The sequence below is a fragment of the Mycolicibacterium rhodesiae genome, from assembly GCF_002086695.1.
In the GTDB taxonomy this organism is placed as follows: Bacteria; Actinomycetota; Actinomycetes; order Mycobacteriales; family Mycobacteriaceae; genus Mycobacterium; species Mycobacterium rhodesiae.
The window spans coordinates 32105-54303 of the sequence record NZ_MVIH01000014.1; the positions used below are offsets into that span (position 1 = coordinate 32105).

A 22199-nucleotide genomic window follows, 5' to 3' on the forward strand; every position below is an offset into this window, starting at 1 on the left:
TCAGAACCGGCAGCTGATCTCCATCGCATCGGAATCCCTGACCGGAAAGCTCACGCCGACAAAACCGTTCGCGGGGTCGCGGATGTACTCGACGTACGGCTGCGCGTCGGCCAGTCCGGTGTTGTCGGCAACCACCAGCGCTCCGGCGCTCAGCCGAGGCTCCAGCAGCGCAACGACCGGGACGTACAGGTCCTTCCACCCGTCCAGCAGGACGAACCCCACCGGCTCGTCGATGTCGGCGAGCGTCTGCGTGGCATCGCCGGCCAGCACGGTGATCAGATCGTCCAAGCCGACCTCGGCGAAGGTCGAGGTGGCTGCGGCGACCTTGGCGGCGCTGAGCTCGGTGGTCACCACCCGCCCGGTGCCGTTGTCCCGCACCGCGCTGGCCAGATGAATTGTGGAGAGCCCCAACGACATTCCGAACTCCACCACGAGTGCCGGCCGGGTCGCGCGGACCAGGGTGTAGAGCAGCAGGCCCGACTCGGGGGTCACCGGAAGGTAGAAGTCGCTGAACGCATCGGCGCGTTCCTGTGCGGTCTTCGCCGCCCGCAATTGGGCGCCGCGCTCGTGAAGCTGAGCCATCTGCCCGCTTGCTTCGGCATACATACGGTCGATGGCTGCCGCCACCTTCGGATCGCGCAGGGTGTTCACCGCGCCGAGGCTACTCCCGCTTCCTGACGAATCGGGGGGCGCTGCGACTCCCGGTCGCCCGACGGCTGCGGGACCAGCAGGACCGGAATGGTGGTGTGAGACACGACCGCCGCCGCGACGCTGCCCTGCAGGTGTCCGAACAGGCCGCTGCGACGGTGCGGACCGAGCACGATCAGACCGGCGCCGTGCGCAGTGGCGGCGTCCACGATGCCCTTCCAGGTCGGTGCCGCCTCGATCGCCACACTGCACGACTCGAATCCGGCCGCCCGCGCCAACGTGGCGCCGTGCTCTGCGGTCTGCTCGGCGGCCCGGCGGACATCGCCGGCACAGTCGGCGTCGAATGGCCGGTTGTCGCTCGGCGTGAAGCCGACATCGACCGGCTGCCAGACACAGACCACCACAGCATCGCGATAGGGCGAAAGGTGTTGCGCTGCTTGCGTGATCGCATACCGGGCCAAATCTGAGCCGTCGTAGGCGAAGAGGACCGGCCCCCCTGCGTGCGACGGGCGACGGTCGGCGACGGACGGTGCCGCCGGCTGCGTGGTGATGGCCGGTGGTGCGGGCGGCAGGCCGCGCAGCCGTGCGAGCAGCGGGGGCGAGTACCAGGCGGGGGAGTCGCCGTCGAGGAACTCGTCGAGATCCGGTGTCTGCGGGCGGGCGCCGCTGAGCGCGTAGACGGCGACGCCGAACACCGCGCCGCCGATTGCGAGTGCGAAACCCACCCACAGGGCGACGTTGGTGCCTTCCAGCAGGTCACCGGAGTAGCGCGTCGCGAGGTGCGCGAAGATCGGCGCCACCATGAATGCTGCTACCGCACGCAACAATTCGATGATCGCGAACACGCGCTGCAGGCTGTTGGACCGCAGGGAGAACCCGGCGACGAACAGTGCAGGCGCGACGGTGGCGCCCAGTGCCAAGCCCGTCAGTGCGGAACCGACAAGTGCCAGTGGGACATTCGCCGGCAGCGACGCCCGGAACACCGCGATGCCGGCCGCCAGCAGCCCCATGCCGACGAGCGGCAGGAAGTGCATGGCGCGGCGGCTGATGACGACGCCGAACACCACGGCCATGACGATCGCGCCGCCCAACTCCGGCAGATAGAGCAGGCCCACCTGGACCGGGCTGAAGTGCTGCATGAACACGGCCGCGGTGAGGGTGGTCGCGGCGATCGAGGCGGCTGCGGCGAACAGTGCCACGCCCACGCCCGCCACCGGGATCGCACTGGTCAACATCGTCCGGATGGTCAGCAGCGGCCGGTGCGCGCGGAACTGGTACACGATCAGCGCCACGATGAGGGCCAGGCCGCCGAACATCGGTGCGGTGACGGCGAAGTCGGAGATCGCGTGGGTGCTCAGCTGCGCTGCGCCGACGAACGCGGCAGTGCATCCGACGGTTGCGAGCCCGATCGCCTTCAGGTCGCGCGGTGCCTCCGGGTCGGCGGGCGGGGCGTCGTCGAATGTCAGCGCGGCCAGGACGAGAGCAAGGAGAGCGACGGCTGCGACGATCCAGAACAGTGGTCGCCAGGCGTGCGCCTCGGCCTGCACACCGCCGAGGAATGGTCCGAGCGCGACGGCGCCGAACACGCACATGTTCATGATGACCGCGGTGTTGCGGAGCTTGTCCCGCGGAAAGCCGATCGTCAGCGGCGGAGCGGCGGCGATCAGCAGCATGCTGGTCGCCAGGCCTTGCAGAACGTGGCCTGCGATGAACGCGGCGGCGTTCGGTGCGGCGGCGGCGATGACCGATCCGATGACGAGCACCACGGCGTACAGGAGCAGCATCCGGCGCTGCGGAAGATGTTGCGCGAATTGGACGGCGAGCACCGTGCCCACGGCGTAGGCAGCGTTGCCCAGACCCGAACTCAGCGCCATCGTCTGGGTCGTCATGTGCAGCTGCTCGGAGATGATCGGCACGAGCGGATCCAGCGCGGCCGACAGGGCCAGGTAGGGGATCAGGGCGAGCGTGACCATGGCGGCCACGGCCGGGTAGCGCCCCGCGAGCGGGCCCTGGCGCATCAGCTCAGTCCTCCGGTCGCGGCTGTGTGAGCGCGAAGCGTGGCCGACACGGGATGCGGGGACGCGGGAAGATAGAGCATGGCGTATCAAAACTTTACATAGGTAATGAATATTCCGCGCATCGGAGTGCTTCGGATCACCCTTCGCTCTGAGTATGGAGTACTATACCTAGCTATGCGTCCTCAACTATCCGACCATCCGACCGTGCAGGCGGTGCGGGCCCGGCAGCGCACCAGGCCGGCGCCGGTGATCGACGCCGACTGGCTCCGTGAGATCTGTCTGGCCGCCGGGGCCGACGACGTGGCCTTCGCCGCCGTCGACAACCCGGACCTGGTGAGCGAACGCGAGCACGTCGAGGCCGCACTGCCCGGTACGCGGAGCTACATCTCGCTGGTGGTCCGAATGAACCGGGACAACGTGCGCTCGGTCGCGCGAAGTGTGGCCAATCAGGAGTTCCACCGCAGCGGGGAGATCATCAACGAGGCCGCGCACCGGATCACCCGCGCCCTCGAGGCGGCCGGGCACCGGGCATTGAACCCGTCGGCCACATTCCCCATGGAGATGGACCGCTACCCGGGCCGGATCTGGGTGGTCGCCCACAAGCCCGTCGCGGTGGCCGCCGGACTTGGTGTGATGGGCATCCACCGCAACGTCATCCATCCCAAGTTCGGCAACTTCGTCCTGTTGGCCACGATTCTCGTTGACGCACCGGTCAGCAGTTACGGTGCACCACTGGACTATTCGCCGTGCCTGGAATGCAAGCTCTGTGTCGCGGCCTGCCCGGTGGGTGCGATCAAGAAAGACGGCGAATTCGACTTCCTGGCCTGCTCGGTGCACAACTACCGCGAGTTCATGGGCGGGTTCACCGACTGGGCGCAGACCATCGCCGACAGCGACGACGCCGCCGACTTCCGTTCTCGGGTAACCGATTCGGAGAACGCCTCGATGTGGCAGAGTCTGTCGTTCAAGGCGAATTACAAAGCTGCCTACTGCCTGGCGGTCTGCCCCGCCGGCGAGGACGTCATCGAGCCGTATCTGGACGATCGCAAGGCCTTCATGGACCTGGTGTTGCGGCCGCTGCAGGAGAAGGTGGAAACCCTTTACGTGCTGCCCAATTCAGCGGCGAAGGCACATGCCGAGCGACGCTACCCGCACAAGCCGGTCAAGGTCGTCGACTCCGGGGTGCGGGGTCGCGCGTAGGCTGGTCCGATGGAGCGGGCGCTCGGCTGGATGGGGGTGTTCGGCGCGGGATTCGCGATCGTCGCGGTGCTCGCTCTCGACGCCACGCTCGGCGGGCAGCACACTCGCGGCCGCCGATTGCGCGCCGCCACCATCTCGGAGTACGTGTACACCTCGGGCAGTGCGGCTTTCGTCACGGCGGTACTGATCCTGGCGGTCGCGTCGGCGGCGCTGCTGCGCGGCCTGATCCGGGCCGGACGGGTGCGGCTGCGCTCGGCGGGTTCGGTGTTGATGATGCTGTGGGTGGTGGGCCTGCTGGGCGTCATCGCGTTTCCCAAGCACAACTGGGTCACCGGTCCGAGCACCTCGGGCACTGTGCACCGGGTCGCGACGCTTGTCGCGTTCGTCGCGTTGCCCTTGGCGGTGTTGCTGATCGCCCGTGGCCGGGACGTCGCCGTTCGAGCAGCCAGATGGCTTACTGCAGTCGGAATCGGTTGGCTGGCAGTGTTGTTCGGGGCGATCGGGGTTGGCGTGGCGACTGATCGACCGTGGTGGAAGCTGATCCCACTCGGGGTGGTGGAACGAGGGATCGCCGGGTTCGAGGTGGCTGCGCTGATTGCGCTGGGGCTATGGCTGGTGCGTGGGGAGCGCGTCGATCCTCCTCACGAGCGGCAGGCGTCATCGCGTCGAGAACGTCGTAGACCTGCCACCAGCGAGCCTCGTGTTCCGACCGGGAGATCCGGCCCTCCGCCAGATCCAGGTCCGCATGATCCAGGGCCCGCGCCATGACGCGCAGCTGTGAGTACCGTCGCTCGGTCTCGTCGTGGCGCACGCCCGCGACCGTCATGGCCCACAGGGTGCGCACCCGCATCCGTGTCTCACCCGCCAATGCGAATGTGATTGCTCCAGCGGCGATGTAGATCATCGTCCCGGCGATCAGCGCGGTTGCCGACATGCCGACGGCCTCGCCCCCGATCTGCAGCGCCAGCCACAGCGCGGCTCCCCAGAGTGGCCACGTGCGCCACGCCCGCAGCATTCGTCGTTCCCACGCGGTGATACCGGGTGGGAACACCACCAGGCGGTAGCGGGCGACGCCGTAGCGCGCCGGGTAGGCGTCGAAGGAACCCCAGACAGAAGTGGTCACGAGTCAGGTCTACGCCCGCGCCGTATCACCGTCGTCGGTCTATACGGAATCCTTATGCCCTGCCTGACGAACCCTTACGGGTTCACCAGGCGTGCACTTGATTCTGGGCTGTCTCCAACCCGGCCTCGATCAGCAACTCGGTCGCGTCGGCGGCCTGCTCGCAGATCGCAGGCACCTCCGTGCGCTCGGCCGCGGTAAACGGCTCGAGTACGTACGCCGCCGGATCCTTGCGTCCCGGCGGTCGGCCGACCCCGATGCGGACCCGCTGAAAGTTCTTGGTCCCCAACGCATTGGCCACAGACCGCAAACCGTTGTGGCCGCCCTCGCCGCCGCCGAGCTTCAGACGGATCCGGCCGAACTCGATGTCGAGCTCGTCGTGGATGACGATGATGTCGGCAGGCATGACCGAATAGAACTTCGCCAACGGACCGACCTGGCGCCCCGACTCGTTCATGTAGGTGCGCGGCTTGGCCAGCACAACGGGACGATGCGCCAGCCGGCCGGTCACGACCTCGGCGCCGGAGCGCTTGTGCACCTTGAACTGTGCGCCGATGCGCCCGGCCAGCACGTCGGCCACCATGAAACCGAGGTTGTGCCGGGTCTTGGCGTACTGCGGGCCCGGGTTGCCCAGGCCGACAACCAGCAGGGGATCGGCCATTCGGGCTTACTCGGCCTCGGCCGACTCGCCCTCGCCGTCGGCGGCTTCGGCTGCTTCGGCGGCCTGCTCGGCGACCGACTCGCCGCCGCCCTCGGACTCGAGCTCCTCGGCCGTCGGGGCGGTCACGATGTTGACGACCAGCAGTTCGGGATCGCTGATCAGCGACACGCCCGCCGGCAGCTCGACCTGGCCTGCGGTGATCTGGGTGCCCTCTTCGGCGCCCTCGATCGACACGACCAGCTGCTGCGGGATCGACAGGGCGTCGGCCTCGATCTCGATGGTGTTCGCATCCTGGGTGACCAGGGCGCCCGGCGCGGCGTCGCCCTCGAGGGTGACGTTGACCTCGACGGTCACCTTCTCGCCGCGGCGAACCACGATCAGGTCGGCGTGCTGGATGCTGCGCCGGATCGGGTGCACGGAGAGGGCCTTGGTCAGCGCGAGCTGTTCCTTGCCGTCGATGTCGAGGGTCAGCACGGCGTTGGTGCCTGCCTTGCGCAGCACGGCGGCGAAGTCGTGGGCGTCGAGCTCGAGGTGCTGGGGCTCGGTGCCGTGGCCGTAGAGAACGACGGGAACCTTGCCGTCGCGGCGGGCCTGGCGCGAGGCGCCCTTGCCGGTCTTGCCCCGCACGCCGGCGGTGAGGTTGTTGGTGGCGTTCTTGGCCATGAGGGGTGCTCCTGTTGCCTGTCGTGGGTCATCCGCACGGCGAAGGCAGGCACCAATAAGAGGAAGCCTCGTCGATAACGGTGGCTGGACCACCCTCGCCGTGACGCGGCCACCAGGGTAGCCGATCAGGGCTTCAGAGCGGAAATTCGACGCCGGTGAGCTGCTCGGACAGCCGCCACAGGCCGGCGGCGGTGGTCTGGTTGCGGGCCAGCGGGCTGCGCGGCGACTGGCCGGTCGGCCCGCGCATGGCGAACCTGGGGCCGATGAAGCTGTTACCCGGCAGGTCCTCGGCAGCCGCGTACAGGGTCTGGCGGGCGCCGAAGTCGGCACTGGTGGCGAACACCGCGTTGCCGGCGTCCCAGATCCGGGTGCCCATCCGGTTGCCGGTGTGGCCCTGCAGGTTGGTCGCCGAGTAACCGGGGTGGGCGGCGTGCGACTTGAGCGGCGATCCGGCGGCGTCGAGGCGCTTCTGCAGCTCACTGGTGAACAGCAGGTTGGCCAGCTTGGACTGGCCGTAGGCCAGCCAGGCGGAATACGGCCGGGCCTTCCAGTTCAGGTCTTTGAGGCTGATCTTGCCCAGCAGGTGCATGAACGACGAGACCGTGACCACGCGGTCGGTCACCTTGGGCAGCAGCAGGTTCGTCAGGGCGAAGTGGCCCAGATGGTTGGTGCCGATCTGGCTCTCGAATCCGTCCTTGGTGACGGCATAGGGGACCGCCATGATCCCGGCGTTGTTGATCAGGACGTCGACGCCGTCCACGCCGTCCGCGAATTCCCGGATCGAGTCCAAGCTCTGCAGATCGAGGCTGCGCACCTCAACGTCACCGGTCATCGTGGCGGCCGCTTCGGCGCCTTTGCTCTGGTTGCGGCACGCCAAAATCGTGTGGGCACCGACCCGGGCCAGTTCACGCGCGGTGACCAGACCCAACCCGCTATTGGCGCCGGTGACGATGACGGTGCGGCCGGCGAACGAGGGCAAATCTGCGGCGGTCCAACTCATGGGAGTCACTCTAGGGGGACAGGCGCAGCCGGCAGACGCTACTTCTTCAGTGCGACGTTGAAGCCGGAGATGATCGCTTCGACGTCGTTGGACGCCGCGGCGGCCTGATCTGCCAACGTGGTCACCGTCAGCTGCACCAGGTAGCGCTGGAACGCGGGCGCCGGAGTCACCGGGATCACCACGCGGTTGTAGGAGTGCAAACGCTTGCCGTTGAGGTCGTAGCTGCCCTCGATCATCGAGGACGGGAATCCCTTGAAGTCGGCGGTGGACGCGTTGAGTTTGGTGAAGTTCTGACTCATCTCGGCATCGACGCTGGCGTGCTTGAGCGCCTCGCCCACGTCGAAGTTGCCGGTCAGCTTGAACACGATCACCATCGCGGTCGGATAGGTGTTGTTCTTCGCGATCACCTCGGTGCCCGGCGAGAAGTTCGAATTGGTGTACTTGGTCCAGCCCGGCGGCCGCGGCAGCGTCACGCTGATGTCGGTGAGCTTGTCCAGCGGGATCTGCTCGCCCATGACCCCCACGCCGTAGAGGTATTCGGCGATCGGCTGCGGCTTGTCCGAGGTGGTGGGAGCCGCGGTGGTGGTGGCCGGTGTGCTCCAGATCGAGGAGTAGTCCGGCGGCGTCGACCCGCACGCCGCCACGGTCGTGGCCAGCGCGATGCACAGGACTGCGCTGCCGGCTCTCACAGAATTTCGTGCACCGATTCGATCGGCCGGGCCAGCCGGGTGCCCTTGTCGGTCACCACGAACGGGCGCTCGATGAGGATCGGGTTGGCGGCCATGGCATCCAACAGCTCGTCGTCACTGGCGTCGGCGAGATTGAGCTCGCTGTAGAGGGATTCACGCTTGCGCACCGCGGCGCGTACGTCGATGCCGGCGTCGGCGATCAATCTGGTGATCTCGGCGCGCGACGGCGGCGTCTTCAGGTACTCCACGATTTCTGGATCAATTCCGTTGTCGCGCAGTAGGTCCAGTGTTTTGCGCGAGGTGCTGCAGCGGGGATTGTGATAGATGGTGCTTGACAACTACGCGTCTCCGTCGAAAAGGCCTGTGACCGAACCGTTTTCGAAGACCGCGCGGATGGTGCTGGCCAGCAGCGGCGCGATCGAGAGCACGGTCAGTTGCGGGAACCGCTTGGACTCGTCGATCGGCAGGGTGTTGGTGACGATCACCTCGCGGGCACCGCTGTCGGCCAGTCGCTCGCGGGCCGGGTCGGACAGCACGCCGTGGGTGGCGGCGATGATGACGTCCTTGGCGCCGTCGTCGTGCAGCAGCTTGACCGCGCCTGCGATGGTGCCACCGGTGTCGATCATGTCGTCGGTGAGCACGCAGGTCTTGCCGGCCACGTCGCCGACAACCCGGTTGGACTTCACCTGGTTGGGCACCTTCGGGTCGCGGGTCTTGTGGATGAACGCCAGCGGTGTGCCGCCGAGGGCGTCGGCCCACTTCTCGGCCACGCGTACGCGGCCCGAGTCCGGCGAGACCACCACGACGTTCTCGCAGTTGTAGTTGTCCCGGATGTAGCCGGTCAGCAGCGGCTGGGCTCGCATGTGGTCGACCGGCCCGTCGAAGAAGCCCTGGATCTGATCGGTGTGCAGGTCCACTGTGACGATCCGGTCGGCGCCCGCCGTCTTGTAGAGGTCGGCGACCAGGCGGGCGGAGATGGGTTCGCGGCCGCGGTGCTTCTTGTCCTGACGGGCGTAGGGATAGAACGGCAGGATCGCGGTGATCCGCTTGGCGCTGCCGCGCTTGAGCGCGTCGATCATGATCAGCTGTTCCATCAGCCACTTGTTCAGCGGCGCGGGATGGGACTGCAGGACGAAGGCGTCGCAGCCCCGAACGGATTCGTCGAAGCGGACGAAGATCTCACCGTTGGCGAAATCGCGTGCGGTCTGCGCGGTGACCTGCACGTCGAGCTCTTTGGCGACCTGATCCGCCAGCTCCGGGTGCGCGCGGCCCGAGAAGAGCATCAGATTTTTGCGGTTGTCGGTCCAGTCCGTGCCCACTGTGTGCTGCCCTTGCCGGTCGGGGATCGATACGGGCCAATCGTACGGTGCTAGGTCCCCGGGTTACCAAAAAGGCAACATCTGGCGACGACGATCAGTCCGTCGGGTCGGCCGCCCCGGGTTCTTTCGCCTTCGCCGCGGCCTGCGCCGCTCGGGCCCGATTTGCGGCCTCCGCCGCGGGACTACCGGGTCGCTTGCGCAGCACCCAGTCCTCGATGTTGCGCTGTGGTCCGGCCGACACCGCCAGCGCGCCCGGCGGCACGTCGTCACGCAAAACGGTGCCCGCCCCGGTGTACGCGCCGTCGCCGACGGTGACGGGCGCGACGAACATGGTGTCGGAGCCGGTGCGCACGTGCGAACCGATCGTGGTGCGGCTCTTGTTCTCGCCGTCATAGTTCACGAACACGCTGGATGCGCCGATATTGCTGTGCTCGCCGATGTCGGCGTCGCCCACGTAGGTCAGGTGCGGGACCTTGGTGCCCGCGCCGATGACCGCGTTCTTGGTCTCGACGAACGTGCCGAGCTTGCCGCGGGCCCCCAGCTGGGTGCCCGGGCGCAGGAACGTGAACGGTCCGACCGTCGCGCCGTCGCCGATCGCCGAGTCGCTGCCGTGGGTGCGTACCACCGAGGCCTCATCGCCGACGCTGACGTCGGTGAGCGTGGTGTCCGGACCGATCTCGCAGTGCGCGCCGATCCGGGTGGCGCCCAGCAGCTGGGTGCCCGGCCGGATCACGGTGTCGCGGCCGATTGTGACGTCGACGTCGATCCAGGTGCTCAAGGGGTCGATGACGGTGACGCCGGCGCGCTGATGGGCCGCCACCACCCGCCGGTTGAGCTCGCGCGCCAGATCGGCGAGCTGCACCCGGTCGTTGACGCCGGCGACCAGGGCAGCGTCGTCGACGTGCTTGGCGTGCACCACCCGGTGGTCGGCGCGCAGGATCGAGATCACGTCGGTCAGATAGAGCTCGTGCTGGGCGTTGTCGGACGACAGCCGGCTCAGCGCCGAGCGCAATTCGGCGATGTCGAACGCGTACACACCGGCGTTGACCTCGCGGATGGCCCGCTGCTGGGGGGTGGCGTCGGTTTCCTCGACGATCGCGATGACCTCGCCGTCCTGGGTGCGCAGGATGCGGCCGTAGCCGGCCGAGTTCGGCAGGGTCGTGGTCACGACAGTCGCCGCGGCGCGTTGAGCGCGGTGGATGGCGATCAGCTCGGCCAGGGTTTCGGCGTCGAGCAGGGGCACATCGCCCGAGGTCACGACGACGGTGCCGGCGAAATCGTCGGGCAGCCCGGACAGCCCGCACAACACCGCATGCCCGGTGCCGAGTTGCTGCTCCTGCACGGCCACCTCGATGGTGCGGCCCAGCTGCTGCGCCAGCCCGGCCACCACCGGCCCGATGCGCTCGCGGTCCTTGCCGAGCACGGCGACGAGGTGCTGGGGCGCGACTTTGGCGACCGCGTGCAGGGCGTGCGCGAGCATGCTGCGCCCGCCGAGGGTGTGCAGGACCTTGGGGGTATCGGACCGCATGCGGGTTCCGGCCCCGGCTGCAAGTACCAGGACGGCGGCATCGGTCTGTGTGGTCACCTGGACCTCCATCACTAAAGCTCCGTCGCCAGGACTCGAACCTGAACTATCTGAACCAAAATCAGAGGTGCTGCCGATTACACCACGACGGACTGGCCGAAATATCCGCCTGAGACTCTAGTGCAAACCAGTACCCTTCCTGGATGGCAGCACCGGAGAAGGAGCCGCGCGCTCCGCGCGCCCGGATGACCGGCACCGAGCGCCGGCGCCAGCTCATCGACGTGGCGCGGACCCTGTTCGCCGAGCGCGGCTACGAGGGCACCTCCATCGAGGAGATCGCCCAACGCGCGAACGTCTCCAAGCCCGTCGTCTACGAGCACTTCGGCGGTAAGGAAGGCCTGTACGCGGTGGTCGTCGACCGCGAGATGTCGGCCCTGCTCGACGGGATCTCGTCGTCGCTCACCAACAACCGGTCCCGGGTCCGGGTCGAGCGGGTGGCGTTGGCCCTGCTGACCTACGTCGAGGAGCGCACCGACGGTTTCCGCATCCTGATCCGTGACTCACCGGCGGCGATCAGCACGGGCACCTACTCCAGCCTGCTCAACGACGCCGTCAGCCAGGTGTCCTCGATCCTGGCCGGCGATTTCGCCCGCCGCGGCCTGGACCCCGTGCTGGCCCCGCTGTACGCGCAGGCCCTGGTCGGCTCGGTGTCGATGACCGCGCAGTGGTGGCTCGACACCCGTGAGCCGAAGAAAGAAGTGGTCGCCGCGCACCTGGTGAACCTGATGTGGAACGGGCTGACCCATCTGGAGGCCGATCCGCAATTGGAAGGTGAGTGAGTAGGCGACCTGCGTCACAGCGCGCGAGCGAATCGCGGCCCGCCGCAACGTCTTCGGTCCCGCCGCCTAGGATGGATGCATCATGACCGTACCGGGGCAGGAGTATGTTCACACCCCGATCGCGGGGCTGGTGGACTTGGCGCTGACCGCGCCGGAATTCGTCGAACTCGCGCAGCGGGCCGCCGAGCGTCCCGACGAGCTGGCGCTGGTCGGACCGGCAAGTGCACAGCTGTATGCCGCCTGCGCGGTCGCCCGTAAGGGCCCGCTGCTGGTGGTGACCGCGACGGGCCGCGACGCCGACGACCTCACGGCCGAACTGCGAGGTGTGTTCGGCGACTCGGCGGCGATGTTCCCGTCCTGGGAAACCCTGCCGCACGAGCGCCTGTCGCCCGGGGTCGACACCGTGGGCGCGCGGTTGATGTTGCTGCGCCGGCTGGCCCGGCCCGACGACGCGCGCCTGGGGCCGCCACTGTGCGTGGTGGTCACCACGGTGCGCTCGCTGCTGCAGCCGATGTCCCCCGACGTCGGAACCGTCGAACCCGTCACGCTCCTTCCGGGAGCCGAGTTCGATTTCGACGCCTTGATCGCGCGCCTGGTCGAGCTGGCGTACACCCGCGTCGACATGGTCGGCAAGCGCGGCGAATTCGCGGTCCGCGGTGGCATTTTGGATGTCTTCCCGCCGACGGCCGAGCATCCGGTGCGGGTGGAGTTCTGGGGCGACGAGATCAGCGAGATGCGGATGTTCTCGGTGGCCGATCAGCGGTCCATCCCCGAGATCGACGTGGACAGCGTGGTCGCGGTCCCGTGCCGCGAGCTGCTGCTCACCGACGAGGTGCGGGCGCATGCCGCCAAGCTGCTCGCCGACCGCCCGCGCGGTGAGGGTAACCAGGTCACCGGCAGCGTCGGCGACATGCTCGCCAAGCTTGCCGAAGGCATCCCGGTCGACGGGATGGAGGCGCTGCAGCCGGTCCTGCGTCCCGACGACCTGACCCTGCTCATCGACCACCTGCCGGATGGCACCCCGGTTCTGGTGTGCGATCCGGAGAAGGTGCGCACCCGCGCGGCCGACCTGATCAAGACCGGCCGGGAGTTCCTCGAAGCGTCCTGGTCGGTGGCCGCTCTCGGCGGTGACGCCCCGATCGACATCGAAGAACTCGGCGGCTCCGGGTTCCGGGAACTCGAGGAGGTGCGGGCCGCGGCGCGCACGTCCGGCCACCCGTGGTGGACGGTGAGCCAGTTGGCCGCCGAGGACGCCACCGAACTCGACGTGCGGGCCGCCCCGTCGGCTCGCGGCCAGCAGAGCAACGTCGACGAGATCTTCGCGATGTTGCGCGCCCACGTACTGACGGGAGGATTCGCCGCCGTCGTGGCTCCGGGCACCGGAACCGCGCACCGGGTCGTCGAGCAACTCGGCGAGCGCGACACCCCGGCGGCACTGCTCGAATCCGGGGAGGCCCCGAAGGCCGGCGTGGTCGGCGTGCTCAAGGGCCCGCTGCGGATGGGCATAATCGTGCCCGGCGCCAACCTTGTGGTGATCACCGAAACCGACCTGACCGGCAACCGGGTGACCGGTACCGAGGGCAAGCGGCTGGCGGCCAAGCGCCGCAACACCGTTGACCCGCTGGCGTTGACCGCAGGCGACCTGGTGGTGCACGACCAGCACGGCATCGGGCGGTTCGTCGAAATGGTCGAGCGGACCGTCGGCGGCGCGCGGCGCGAGTACCTGGTGCTGGAGTACGCGTCCAGCAAGCGGGGGCAATCGGCCGACAAACTGTTCGTGCCGATGGACTCCCTTGACCAGCTGTCCCGCTACGTCGGCGGTCAGGAGCCCAGCCTGAGCCGTCTGGGCGGCAGCGACTGGACCAACACGAAGACCAAGGCGCGCAGGGCTGTTCGCGAAATCGCGAGCGAACTGGTGGCGCTCTACGCCAAGCGGCAGGCCGCACCGGGCCACGCGTTCGGCCCGGACACCCCGTGGCAGGCCGAGATGGAGGACGCGTTCGGCTTCACCGAGACGATCGACCAATTGACCGCCATCCAGGAGGTCAAGTCCGATATGGAGAAGCCGGTCCCGATGGACCGGGTCATCTGTGGCGACGTCGGTTACGGCAAGACCGAGATCGCGGTGCGCGCGGCGTTCAAAGCCGTGCAGGACGGCAAGCAGGTGGCCGTGCTGGTGCCCACCACGCTGCTGGCCGACCAGCATCTGCAGACGTTCAGTGCGCGGATGGCCGGTTTCCCGGTGACCGTGAAGGGCCTGTCGCGGTTCACCGATCCGGCCGAGTCGCGCGCGGTGATCGAAGGAATGGCCGACGGCAGCGTCGACATCGTGATCGGCACGCACCGGCTGCTGCAGACCGCCGTCCGGTGGAAAGACCTCGGCCTGGTGATCGTCGACGAGGAACAGCGTTTCGGCGTCGAGCACAAGGAACACATCAAAAGCCTGCGCACCCACGTCGACGTGTTGACGATGAGCGCCACACCGATTCCGCGCACGCTGGAGATGAGCCTGGCCGGCATCCGGGAGATGTCGACGATCCTCACCCCGCCCGAGGAGCGCTACCCGGTGCTGACGTACGTCGGCGCCCACGACGACAAGCAGGTCGCGGCGGCGCTGCGGCGCGAATTGCTGCGCGACGGGCAGGCGTTCTACATCCACAACCGGGTCAGCAGCATCGATTCCGCTGCCGCGCGGGTGCGCCAGCTGGTGCCCGAGGCGCGGGTGGTGGTCGCGCACGGGCAGATGCCCGAGGAATTGTTGGAGCGCACCGTCGAGGGCTTCTGGAACCGCGAGTACGACATCCTGGTCTGCACCACGATCGTCGAGACGGGACTGGACATCTCGAACGCCAATACCCTGATCGTCGAGCGCGCCGACACCTTCGGCCTGTCCCAGCTGCACCAGCTGCGCGGTCGGGTCGGCCGCAGCCGTGAGCGCGGCTACGCCTACTTCCTGTACCCGAAGGAGATGCCGCTCACCGAGACCGCATACGACCGGCTGGCCACGATTGCGCAGAACAACGAGCTCGGCGCCGGCATGGCAGTTGCGTTGAAGGACTTGGAGATTCGCGGTGCGGGCAATGTGCTTGGTGCCGAGCAGTCCGGCCACGTCGCCGGGGTCGGGTTCGACCTGTACGTCCGGCTGGTGGGCGAGGCCGTCGAGGCGTATCGCGCCGCAGCCGACGGCAAGACGGTCACCACGTCCGAGGAACCCAAGGATGTGCGCATCGATCTGCCCGTCGACGCCAACCTGCCGCCGGATTACATCGGCAGTGACCGGCTGCGGCTGGAGGCCTATCGCCGGCTGGCGGGCGCCGGCGACGACGCCGGCATCGTCTCGGTCGTCGAGGAACTGACCGACCGTTACGGGCCGCTGCCCGAACCCGCACAGCGCCTGGTCGCGATGGCTCGGCTGCGGCTGGTGTGCCGCAGTTACGGCGTGACGGAAGTCGCCGCCACCGGAAGCGGTTCGGCCACAACGATTCGCGTCTCGCCGCTGACTCTGCCCGACTCCGCGCAGCTGCGGCTGAAGCGGGTTTATCCCGGTGCGAGCTACCGGGCGACGACCTCGACGGTGATGGTGCCGATCCCGCGCGCGGGCAGCGGTGTTGGCGCCCCCCGGATCCGCGACCTGGAACTGGTGCAGATGGTGGCCGATCTGCTTCGGGCGCTTGACGGACAACCCCACGGCGAGCTTGATATAACGACGTTTACACCGGCAGGCACGGCGAGGGGAGAGCGGTGACCGTCATCCTGGTCGATCCGCGCCGTCCGTCGCTCGTGCCCGTCGAGGCGGTCGAACTGCTCGGCGGCGATGTGCAGTACACCGAGGAGCTGCCGATCAAGGTGCCGTGGTCGCTGCCGTCGGGACGGCCGGTCTTCACCGGCCAGGACGCGCCGGTGCTGCTGTCCTCGGACCGGCAGCATCCCGAAGTGCGAGCCAGGTTGTCCGCCGGTGAGCGGCTGATCGCCGCACCCGACCCGCAATCCGGCGAGCGGCTGGTCGACGCGGTGGCGATCATGGACAAGCTGCGCACGGCCGGGCCGTGGGAGAGCGAGCAGACCCACGATTCGCTGCGACGCTACCTTCTGGAGGAAACCTACGAGCTCTTCGACGCGGTCCGCGGCGGCAACGTCGACGAGTTGCGCGAGGAGCTCGGAGATGTGTTGCTGCAGGTGCTCTTTCACGCCCGGATCGCCGAAGAGGCGTTGCACGGTTTCACCATCGACGACGTCGCCGATTCGCTGGTGCGCAAACTCGGCAACCGGGTGCCCGCGGTGCTGGCGGGGGAGTCGATCTCGCTGGAAGACCAACTGGCGCAGTGGGAACAACGCAAGGCTGCGGAGAATCTCGGGAAGAGCAACCGGATTTCCTGCGTCGACGACGTGCCGACCGCTCAGCCGGCGCTGGCGTTGGCGCAGAAGGTGATTGCCCGCGTGACGACCGCCGGGCTGCCGCCGGAACTGATCCCGGCATCGATCGTCACGGTGACGGTCGCGGCGGAGCGCGATGCCGAGAACGAGCTGCGCACCGATGTGCTGGAATTCATGGACACCGTACGAGCCGTCGAGCGCGCGATCGCGGCCAACCGCCGCGATACCGACGCCGCAACAGAACTCGACGCCGTCGCGGCAATGGGCGCGGTCAGCGCCGACGAGTGGCGCAGGCACTGGCCTGCGCCGCAAGCCGAGCCGCTGGAGCTACCGCTGGTCCCCGAGGTGGTCACCGACGACGACGTGCTCGACGACGTCGACCTCCTTCGGGTGGACGACGATCTGGACCTGCCCGAGCTCGCCGATGACCTCGCGGTGAGTGAACTGGTTGACGTCGAGGCCGATCACCCGAGCAGCGTCGAACCCCAGTAGTCGCCGTCGCGCAGGCCCGGCGGCACGGCGAAGATCCCGCTGCCGGTGTGGGTGATGTACTCGTTGAGCAGATCGCGGCGGGCCAGTTCCATCTGCATCGGGATGAACTGGGTCACCGGGTTGCGCACGAATGCGATGAAGAACAGCCCGGCGTCCAGGTGCCCGAATCCGTCGGAGCCGTCGGTGAAGTTGTAACCGCGACGCAGGATCTGGATACCGTTCAGGTGCTGCTGGGATGCCAGCCGCACATGGGCGTCACGGTCGATCAACGGCTCGTTCTTGTTGTCGACGATGTCGAAGTTCAGCTCCTCGAACTCCTGCTTGAGTCCGTTGGGTGCCCCGCTGCCCTTCTGCCGGCCGATCACCCGCTCCTGCTCGAGAAGCGTTGTTCGGTCCCATGATTCGATCCGCATTCGGATGCGACGGCTGATCAGGTAGCTGCCGCCGGTCATCCAGTCCGGTCCGTCACCCTTGGCCACCCACACCTGCTGGTTCAGGGTGTCGGTGTCTTCGGCTTTGATGTTGGCGGTTCCGTCTTTGAACCCGAACAGATTTCGCGGTGTCGACTGTTCCCGGGTGGTCGAGGAGGTGCGGCCGAACCCCAGCTGGGAATACCGCACCGCGACGGTGCCGAAGCCGACCCGGGCGAGATTGCGGATGGCGTGCACCGCGACCTGCGGGTCGTTGGCGCAGGCCTGTACGACGATGTCGCCCCCGCACCGCGCCGGATCCATCGTTTCGTTGGGGAACTTGGGCAGATTCTCCAGCAGCTGCGGCTTCTGGCCGGCCAACCCGAAGCGGTCCTTGCCGTCCTTGACGAACAGCGACGGGCCGAACCCGATCGTCAGCGTCAGCTGCGACGGCGTCAACCCGAGTGCCTCACCCGTATCCGACGGTGGGGCATAGGGATTGAGCCCGACGGCGCCGTCGTGGACGGCTTCCTCGCCGGCGGTCATCCGCTCGGCCATGCCGGTCCACTCCTTGAGCATCGCGACGAGGTCGGCCTTGGACTCGGTCGTCACGTCGAACGTTGCGAAGTGCATCCGATCCTGGGCTGGGGTGACGATCCCGGCCTGGTGCTCGCCGCGGAACGGCACCGGCTTGTCCAGCCCGCCGGTGACCGAGCTGGCTGCGGACGCCCGGCCGGCCAGCGCCCCGGCGCCCGCCGCGCCGACCACCGCGGCGGTGACGCCTGCCGCGCCGAACAGCTTGCGCCGCGACATTCCCGACGGTGCCGGCTGGGGAGAGGTCGTTGCCGGCTTGTCCTCGTTACTGGGGAGCGATGACACCCTGCACCTGGCTTACCTCTTTGCTCAGCGCGTCGATCGCACGCGAGAGTTCCTGTCGCTGGGGCTCGGTCACGGTGTCGTACAGCACGAAGCCGTCGCCCTTGCGGTACTTGGCCAGCAGCGCCTCGACGTCGGCGAAACCCTTGTCGACCCGCTTGCCGAGATCGGCGTTGCGGCTGTCGAGGATCGGGCGGACCGAGGCCACCGCGGTCTGACTGCCCTGCACGTTGGCGTTGAAGTCCCACAGGTCGGTGTGGCTGAAGATGTCCTCTTCGCCGCTGATCTTGCTTGCCGCGATCTCATCGAGCAGACCCTGTGCGCCACCGGCGATCTGGGTGGAATCGATGGTCCAGCCGGGTGCCTTCACGCCGTCGTTGAGCTCTTTGACATCAGCCATCAGCTGGTCGGCCAGCGCGCCGGCGTCGGGCTGCAGACCGGTGACCCAGAGCTGCTTCTCCAGGGCGTGGAAGCCGGTCCACTTCTGGCCGGGTTCCAGGTCGGCCTCACGAAGATCGATGCGCGGGTCGAGATCGTTGGGGAACGACTCGGCGACCGGTTCGATGCGCTCGTAATAGGTACGCGCGACCGGGTACTGCGCCTTGGCGGCCGCGACATCACCCTTCTTGACCGCGTCGACGAACACCTGGGTGGCGGGGATCAACGCGTCGGTCTGGCTGTTGACGTAGCGCTTGTAGCTCTCGCTGGCTTCCTTGAACTCGCCCTTTTCGTCGACCGCGACGGCGTTGCCGGTCACGGTGAAGTCGCTGCGAATGCCGTCGCCGATCATCCCTGGCTTGCACGCGGTCTGGTACTTGCCCGGCTCGGCGAGCTGGACGACGAGCTTGCGCTGCAGCCCGGGGGAGATGTTCTCGACCTCACCCATCACCCGCTCGCCCTCGCCGTACACGTAGAACTCGGTCACCTTGGTGCCGTTGTTGGTGACCACGAACGTGCTCGGGCCGGTGGCGGCCTGGGTGCTCGACAGCTTGCAGTCGGTGTCGGTGGCGTTCACGGTGATCTCGGACGCTGCCTTGCTGCTCGAGTCCGCCGACTTCGATTCCTTGGCGGTGCATCCGGCCAGAGAAACTCCGGCGAGTACTGCGGCGACGGCGGCGGTGGACGTCTTGATGCCGTGGGGCAGCGTCACTTATGGGACCTTTCGGTAAGGGGAGAGCGCTCCGAGTCTTCGGAGACGGTGTCGCTGGGGACGTCAGTGGCCGGAGCGGGCTTCGGCGTGGCATGGGTGGGCCGCAGGAACAGGGCGAGCACGAGGACGATGTAGGCCAACCAGCAGATGAGCTGCAGCACCGTCGGGGTCGGGGTGATGTTGAAGACGCCCTGGACGATCTCGCCGTACCAGGCCGACCAGTGTTCGGAGCTGATGTCGAAGGCCTTGGAGCCCAGGCCGGGTAGCCAGCCCACGGTCTGCAGCGCGCCGATGCCGTAGGACAGGACGCCCGCGGCCACCAGGATCAGGAACACGCCGGTGTAGGAGAAGAACTTTGCCAGGTTGATCCGCACCGCGCCGGCGTACATGCCCCAGGCGATGGCGGCGGCCACCAGCACGCCGATCAGCAACCCGAGCAGCGGCCAGGCGGTCTCGGCTTCGGCGAAGCCGACCATGAACAGCGCGGTCTCGACGCCTTCCCGGCCCACGGCCAGGAACGCCAGGGCGAAGACGGCGAATGCGCCGGTCTCGAGTGCCTTCGACATCCCGGCTCGCAGTTCGCCGGACATGCTGGCCGACGCCTTGCGCATCCAGAGCACCATCGAAGTCACGATCACGACGGCGACCAGCGAGGCGACCCCGGCGATGGCTTCGGCGGCCAGGCCGGTGATCGTGTAGGTGCCGTATTGGATCGTCAGAAACACGACGACGGTCATCAGCACCGCGGCGCCCACGCCCAGCCAGACCCACTTCAGGGCGTCGCGGCGATCGGATTTCACCAGGAAAGCGACCAGGACCATGACGATGATGCCGGCTTCCAGACCCTCGCGGACGCCGATCAGCCCGCTGCCGAAAAGCTGCGCGCTGACATTGGGGGCGGCCGCGCTGATTGTCGTCTGGATGCCGCTTGAGATGTCCGCCAGGTGGGTCATCGCGCGTCCTAACTAACTTCAGGCAATTCTGGTCAAGCAAGGCTTACCAAATGAAGGATCGGCTCACCTTAACAGACGGTAGGTAACGAAGTTACCGGCCTTTGGGGGTCGTTGGTAGGGACTAACGACCCGGGAGCCGTGGGACGATGAACATGTTTGGTTGGGCCCGAGGAGTGCTGTGTCGTCAACGCGTTGGCTGCGTGCTGCCGCCGTCATTGCGGCGGCAGCGATGTTGCTGGCGGCCAGTTGTTCCTGGCAGCTGGGCACGCCGATTCCGGACGGGGTTCCGCCGCCGCCCGGGGACCCGGTGCCCGCCGTCGACACCCACGCCAAGGGCAGGCCGGCCGATCAGTTGCACGACTGGGCGGCGCAGCGCGCGCCGGCACTCGGTATCCCGATCACCGCGCTGGAGGCCTACGCATATGCCGCGCGGGTGGCGGAAGTGGAGAACCCCAATTGCCACCTGGCCTGGACGACGCTGGCCGGGATCGGCATGGTCGAGAGTCACCACGGCACCTACCGCGACGCCGTCGTCGCCCCGAACGGCGACGTCAGCCCGCCGATCCGCGGCGTCCACCTCGACGGCACCAACGGCAACCTCGAGATCATCGATGACGAGAAAACGGTGACCAATGACGAGCCGGTCTACGTGCGGGCGATGGGACCGATGCAGTTCATCCCGGAGACCTGGCGGCTTTACGGCGTCGACGCCAACAATGACGGGGTGATCAGTCCGGACAACATCGACGACGCGGCGCTGTCGGCGGCGGGGTATCTGTGCTTCCGGGGTAAGGACCTGGCCTCGCCGCGCGGGTGGATGAACGCACTGCACGCTTACAACCACTCCGACCAGTACGCGCGCACCGTGCGGGACTGGGCGACGGCATATGCCCAAGGGCACGCGCTCTGACAGCGCTCCCGCGCTTGGGACCATCTAGGCTGTTCGTCGCAGACCACGACGCAAGGAGAGAGCCAGTGCCCATCATCGAGCAGGTCGCGGCCCGCGAGATCCTCGACTCCCGCGGCAACCCGACCGTCGAGGTCGAGGTGGCCCTGATCGACGGCACCTTCGCCCGTGCCGCCGTCCCGTCAGGCGCGTCGACCGGCGAGCACGAGGCCGTCGAACTCCGCGACGGCGCGGCCCGCTACGGCGGCAAGGGCGTCGAGAAGGCCGTGGAAGCCGTGCTCGACGAGATCGCGCCGGCCGTCATCGGCCTGTCGGCCGACGATCAGCGTCTGGTCGACCAGGCGCTGCTGGACCTGGACGGCACCCCCGACAAGTCGCGGCTGGGTGCCAACGCCATCCTCGGCGTCTCCCTGGCCGTGGCCAAGGCCGCCGCTGATTCGGCCGCTCTACCCCTTTTCCGCTACTTGGGCGGACCCAATGCCCACATCCTTCCGGTGCCGATGATGAACATTCTCAACGGCGGCGCGCACGCCGACACCGGCGTCGACGTCCAGGAGTTCATGGTCGCCCCGATCGGCGCGCCGAGTTTCAAAGAGGCGCTGCGCTGGGGCGCCGAGGTCTACCACTCGCTGAAGTCGGTGCTCAAGAAGCAGGGCCTGTCCACCGGCCTGGGTGACGAGGGCGGTTTCGCGCCGGACGTCGCGGGCACCAAGGCCGCGCTCGATCTGATCGGCACGGCGATCGAGGCGGCCGGATTCTCCCTCGGCACCGATGTCGCGCTGGCACTGGACGTCGCGGCGACCGAATTCTTCACCGCCGGTAAGGGTTACGCCTTCGAGAAGGAGGTGCGGACCGCCGAGCAGATGGGTCACTTCTACGCCGACCTGCTTGATTCCTACGCGCTGGTGTCCATCGAGGATCCGCTGTCCGAGGATGACTGGGACGGCTGGGTCGAGCTCACCACCGCCATCGGCGACCGGGTGCAGCTGGTCGGTGACGACCTGTTCGTCACCAACCCTGAACGGCTCGAGGACGGTATCGAACGGGGCGCGGCCAACGCGTTGTTGGTGAAGGTCAATCAGATCGGCACTCTCACCGAGACGCTCGATGCCGTCGCGCTGGCGCACAACAGCGGCTACCGCACGATGATGAGCCACCGCAGCGGCGAGACCGAGGACACCACCATCGCCGACCTGGCGGTGGCCGTCAGCAGCGGTCAGATCAAGACCGGTGCGCCGGCCCGCAGCGAGCGGGTGGCCAAGTACAACCAGCTGCTGCGCATCGAGGAAGCGCTCGGCGATGCCGCGCGCTACGCCGGCGATCTGGCATTCCCGCGGTTCGTGGTCGGCGAGTGA

The 22199-nt window shown here is 67.8% G+C and carries 19 protein-coding genes, 1 tRNA gene and 1 pseudogene; 7 read left to right on the forward strand and 14 right to left on the reverse strand.

All coding sequences use genetic code 11. The annotated features are described in order from the left end of the window. Positions 1-606, reverse strand: coding sequence for an O-methyltransferase (locus BST42_RS22960; protein WP_083121711.1), 606 nt, complete (start codon positions 604-606; stop codon positions 1-3). Between the two features lie 41 nt (positions 607-647). Beyond that, entirely contained in the window at positions 648-2666 is a 2019-nt protein-coding gene (locus BST42_RS22965; protein WP_083121637.1) for an MFS transporter, read from the reverse strand. A 174-nt stretch (positions 2667-2840) separates the two neighbouring features. Here BST42_RS22965 and BST42_RS22970 point away from each other — a divergent pair, with 174 nt between their 5' ends. Then, complete coding sequence (locus tag BST42_RS22970) at positions 2841-3866, forward strand: epoxyqueuosine reductase (protein ID WP_083121638.1); 1026 nt, start codon at positions 2841-2843, stop codon at positions 3864-3866. 9 nt (positions 3867-3875) lie between these two features. Next, on the forward strand, positions 3876-4634 hold the full coding sequence (locus BST42_RS22975; RefSeq protein WP_083121639.1) for a DUF998 domain-containing protein: 759 nt from the start codon (positions 3876-3878) through the stop codon (positions 4632-4634). On the opposite strand, the pseudogene BST42_RS30465 reads toward BST42_RS22975, so the two are convergent. From BST42_RS30465 to BST42_RS23015, 9 genes and pseudogenes are all read right to left on the reverse strand, one after another. Continuing rightward, positions 4588-4989 (reverse strand): annotated as a pseudogene (locus tag BST42_RS30465) (DUF6611 family protein); the annotation flags it as partial. The gene BST42_RS22975 and the pseudogene BST42_RS30465 sit on opposite strands and share 47 nt — an antisense overlap. A gap of 82 nt (positions 4990-5071) precedes the next feature. Beyond that, positions 5072-5647, reverse strand: a complete 576-nt coding sequence (pth, locus tag BST42_RS22980; RefSeq protein WP_083121640.1) for an aminoacyl-tRNA hydrolase — start codon at positions 5645-5647, stop codon at positions 5072-5074. A gap of 6 nt (positions 5648-5653) precedes the next feature. After that, on the reverse strand, positions 5654-6310 hold the full coding sequence (locus BST42_RS22985) for a 50S ribosomal protein L25/general stress protein Ctc (protein ID WP_083121641.1): 657 nt from the start codon (positions 6308-6310) through the stop codon (positions 5654-5656). Between the two features lie 133 nt (positions 6311-6443). Next, positions 6444-7310, reverse strand: a complete 867-nt coding sequence (locus tag BST42_RS22990; protein WP_083121642.1) for an oxidoreductase — start codon at positions 7308-7310, stop codon at positions 6444-6446. Between the two features lie 38 nt (positions 7311-7348). Then, positions 7349-7999 (reverse strand): LpqN/LpqT family lipoprotein, encoded by a 651-nt coding sequence (locus tag BST42_RS22995; RefSeq protein ID WP_083121643.1) that lies wholly within the window; start codon positions 7997-7999, stop codon positions 7349-7351. Continuing rightward, complete coding sequence (gene arsC / locus BST42_RS23000) at positions 7996-8337, reverse strand: arsenate reductase (glutaredoxin) (RefSeq protein ID WP_083121644.1); 342 nt, start codon at positions 8335-8337, stop codon at positions 7996-7998. Before arsC ends, BST42_RS22995 begins: the two co-directional genes overlap by 4 nt. After that, positions 8338-9318 carry a ribose-phosphate diphosphokinase gene (locus tag BST42_RS23005; RefSeq protein ID WP_083121645.1) on the reverse strand — a complete coding sequence of 327 codons (981 nt, stop codon included), beginning with the start codon at positions 9316-9318 and terminating at the stop codon, positions 8338-8340. 94 nt (positions 9319-9412) lie between these two features. Then, positions 9413-10903, reverse strand: a complete 1491-nt coding sequence (gene glmU, locus BST42_RS23010) for a bifunctional UDP-N-acetylglucosamine diphosphorylase/glucosamine-1-phosphate N-acetyltransferase GlmU (protein WP_435406060.1) — start codon at positions 10901-10903, stop codon at positions 9413-9415. 20 nt (positions 10904-10923) lie between these two features. Next, a tRNA-Gln gene (locus BST42_RS23015) sits at positions 10924-10995 on the reverse strand. Between the two features lie 51 nt (positions 10996-11046). On the opposite strand from BST42_RS23015, the gene BST42_RS23020 reads away from it, so the two are divergent. The 3 genes from BST42_RS23020 (at position 11047) to BST42_RS23030 (ending at position 16548) form a co-directional block, all read left to right on the forward strand. Further along, positions 11047-11682 carry a TetR/AcrR family transcriptional regulator gene (locus BST42_RS23020; protein WP_036340885.1) on the forward strand — a complete coding sequence of 212 codons (636 nt, stop codon included), beginning with the start codon at positions 11047-11049 and terminating at the stop codon, positions 11680-11682. A gap of 82 nt (positions 11683-11764) precedes the next feature. Then, the gene (gene mfd, locus BST42_RS23025) at positions 11765-15427 is read left to right on the forward strand and encodes a transcription-repair coupling factor (RefSeq protein ID WP_083121647.1); all 3663 of its coding nucleotides are present in this window, start codon (positions 11765-11767) and stop codon (positions 15425-15427) included. After that, a complete protein-coding gene (locus BST42_RS23030) occupies positions 15424-16548 on the forward strand; it encodes a nucleoside triphosphate pyrophosphohydrolase (protein ID WP_083121648.1) in 1125 nt (374 codons plus the stop codon). Before mfd ends, BST42_RS23030 begins: the two co-directional genes overlap by 4 nt. Here BST42_RS23030 and efeB read toward each other — a convergent pair. From efeB to efeU, 3 genes are read right to left on the reverse strand one after another with little or no spacing between them, the layout of a single operon-like run. Further along, complete coding sequence (efeB, locus tag BST42_RS23035) at positions 16521-17837, reverse strand: iron uptake transporter deferrochelatase/peroxidase subunit (RefSeq protein WP_435406061.1); 1317 nt, start codon at positions 17835-17837, stop codon at positions 16521-16523. The genes BST42_RS23030 and efeB overlap by 28 nt on opposite strands. Next, positions 17818-18984 carry an iron uptake system protein EfeO gene (gene efeO, locus BST42_RS23040; RefSeq protein WP_083121650.1) on the reverse strand — a complete coding sequence of 389 codons (1167 nt, stop codon included), beginning with the start codon at positions 18982-18984 and terminating at the stop codon, positions 17818-17820. The genes efeB and efeO overlap by 20 nt, the downstream gene beginning before the upstream one ends. Then, on the reverse strand, positions 18981-19937 hold the full coding sequence (gene efeU, locus BST42_RS23045; protein ID WP_083121651.1) for an iron uptake transporter permease EfeU: 957 nt from the start codon (positions 19935-19937) through the stop codon (positions 18981-18983). The genes efeO and efeU overlap by 4 nt, the downstream gene beginning before the upstream one ends. A gap of 178 nt (positions 19938-20115) precedes the next feature. Here efeU and BST42_RS23050 point away from each other — a divergent pair, with 178 nt between their 5' ends. Together BST42_RS23050 and eno are read left to right on the forward strand one after the other, a co-directional pair. Beyond that, positions 20116-20847: a lytic transglycosylase domain-containing protein gene (locus tag BST42_RS23050; RefSeq protein WP_083121652.1), complete on the forward strand. Its 732-nt coding sequence runs from the start codon at positions 20116-20118 to the stop codon at positions 20845-20847. A 65-nt stretch (positions 20848-20912) separates the two neighbouring features. Further along, positions 20913-22199: a phosphopyruvate hydratase gene (gene eno, locus BST42_RS23055; protein ID WP_083121653.1), complete on the forward strand. Its 1287-nt coding sequence runs from the start codon at positions 20913-20915 to the stop codon at positions 22197-22199.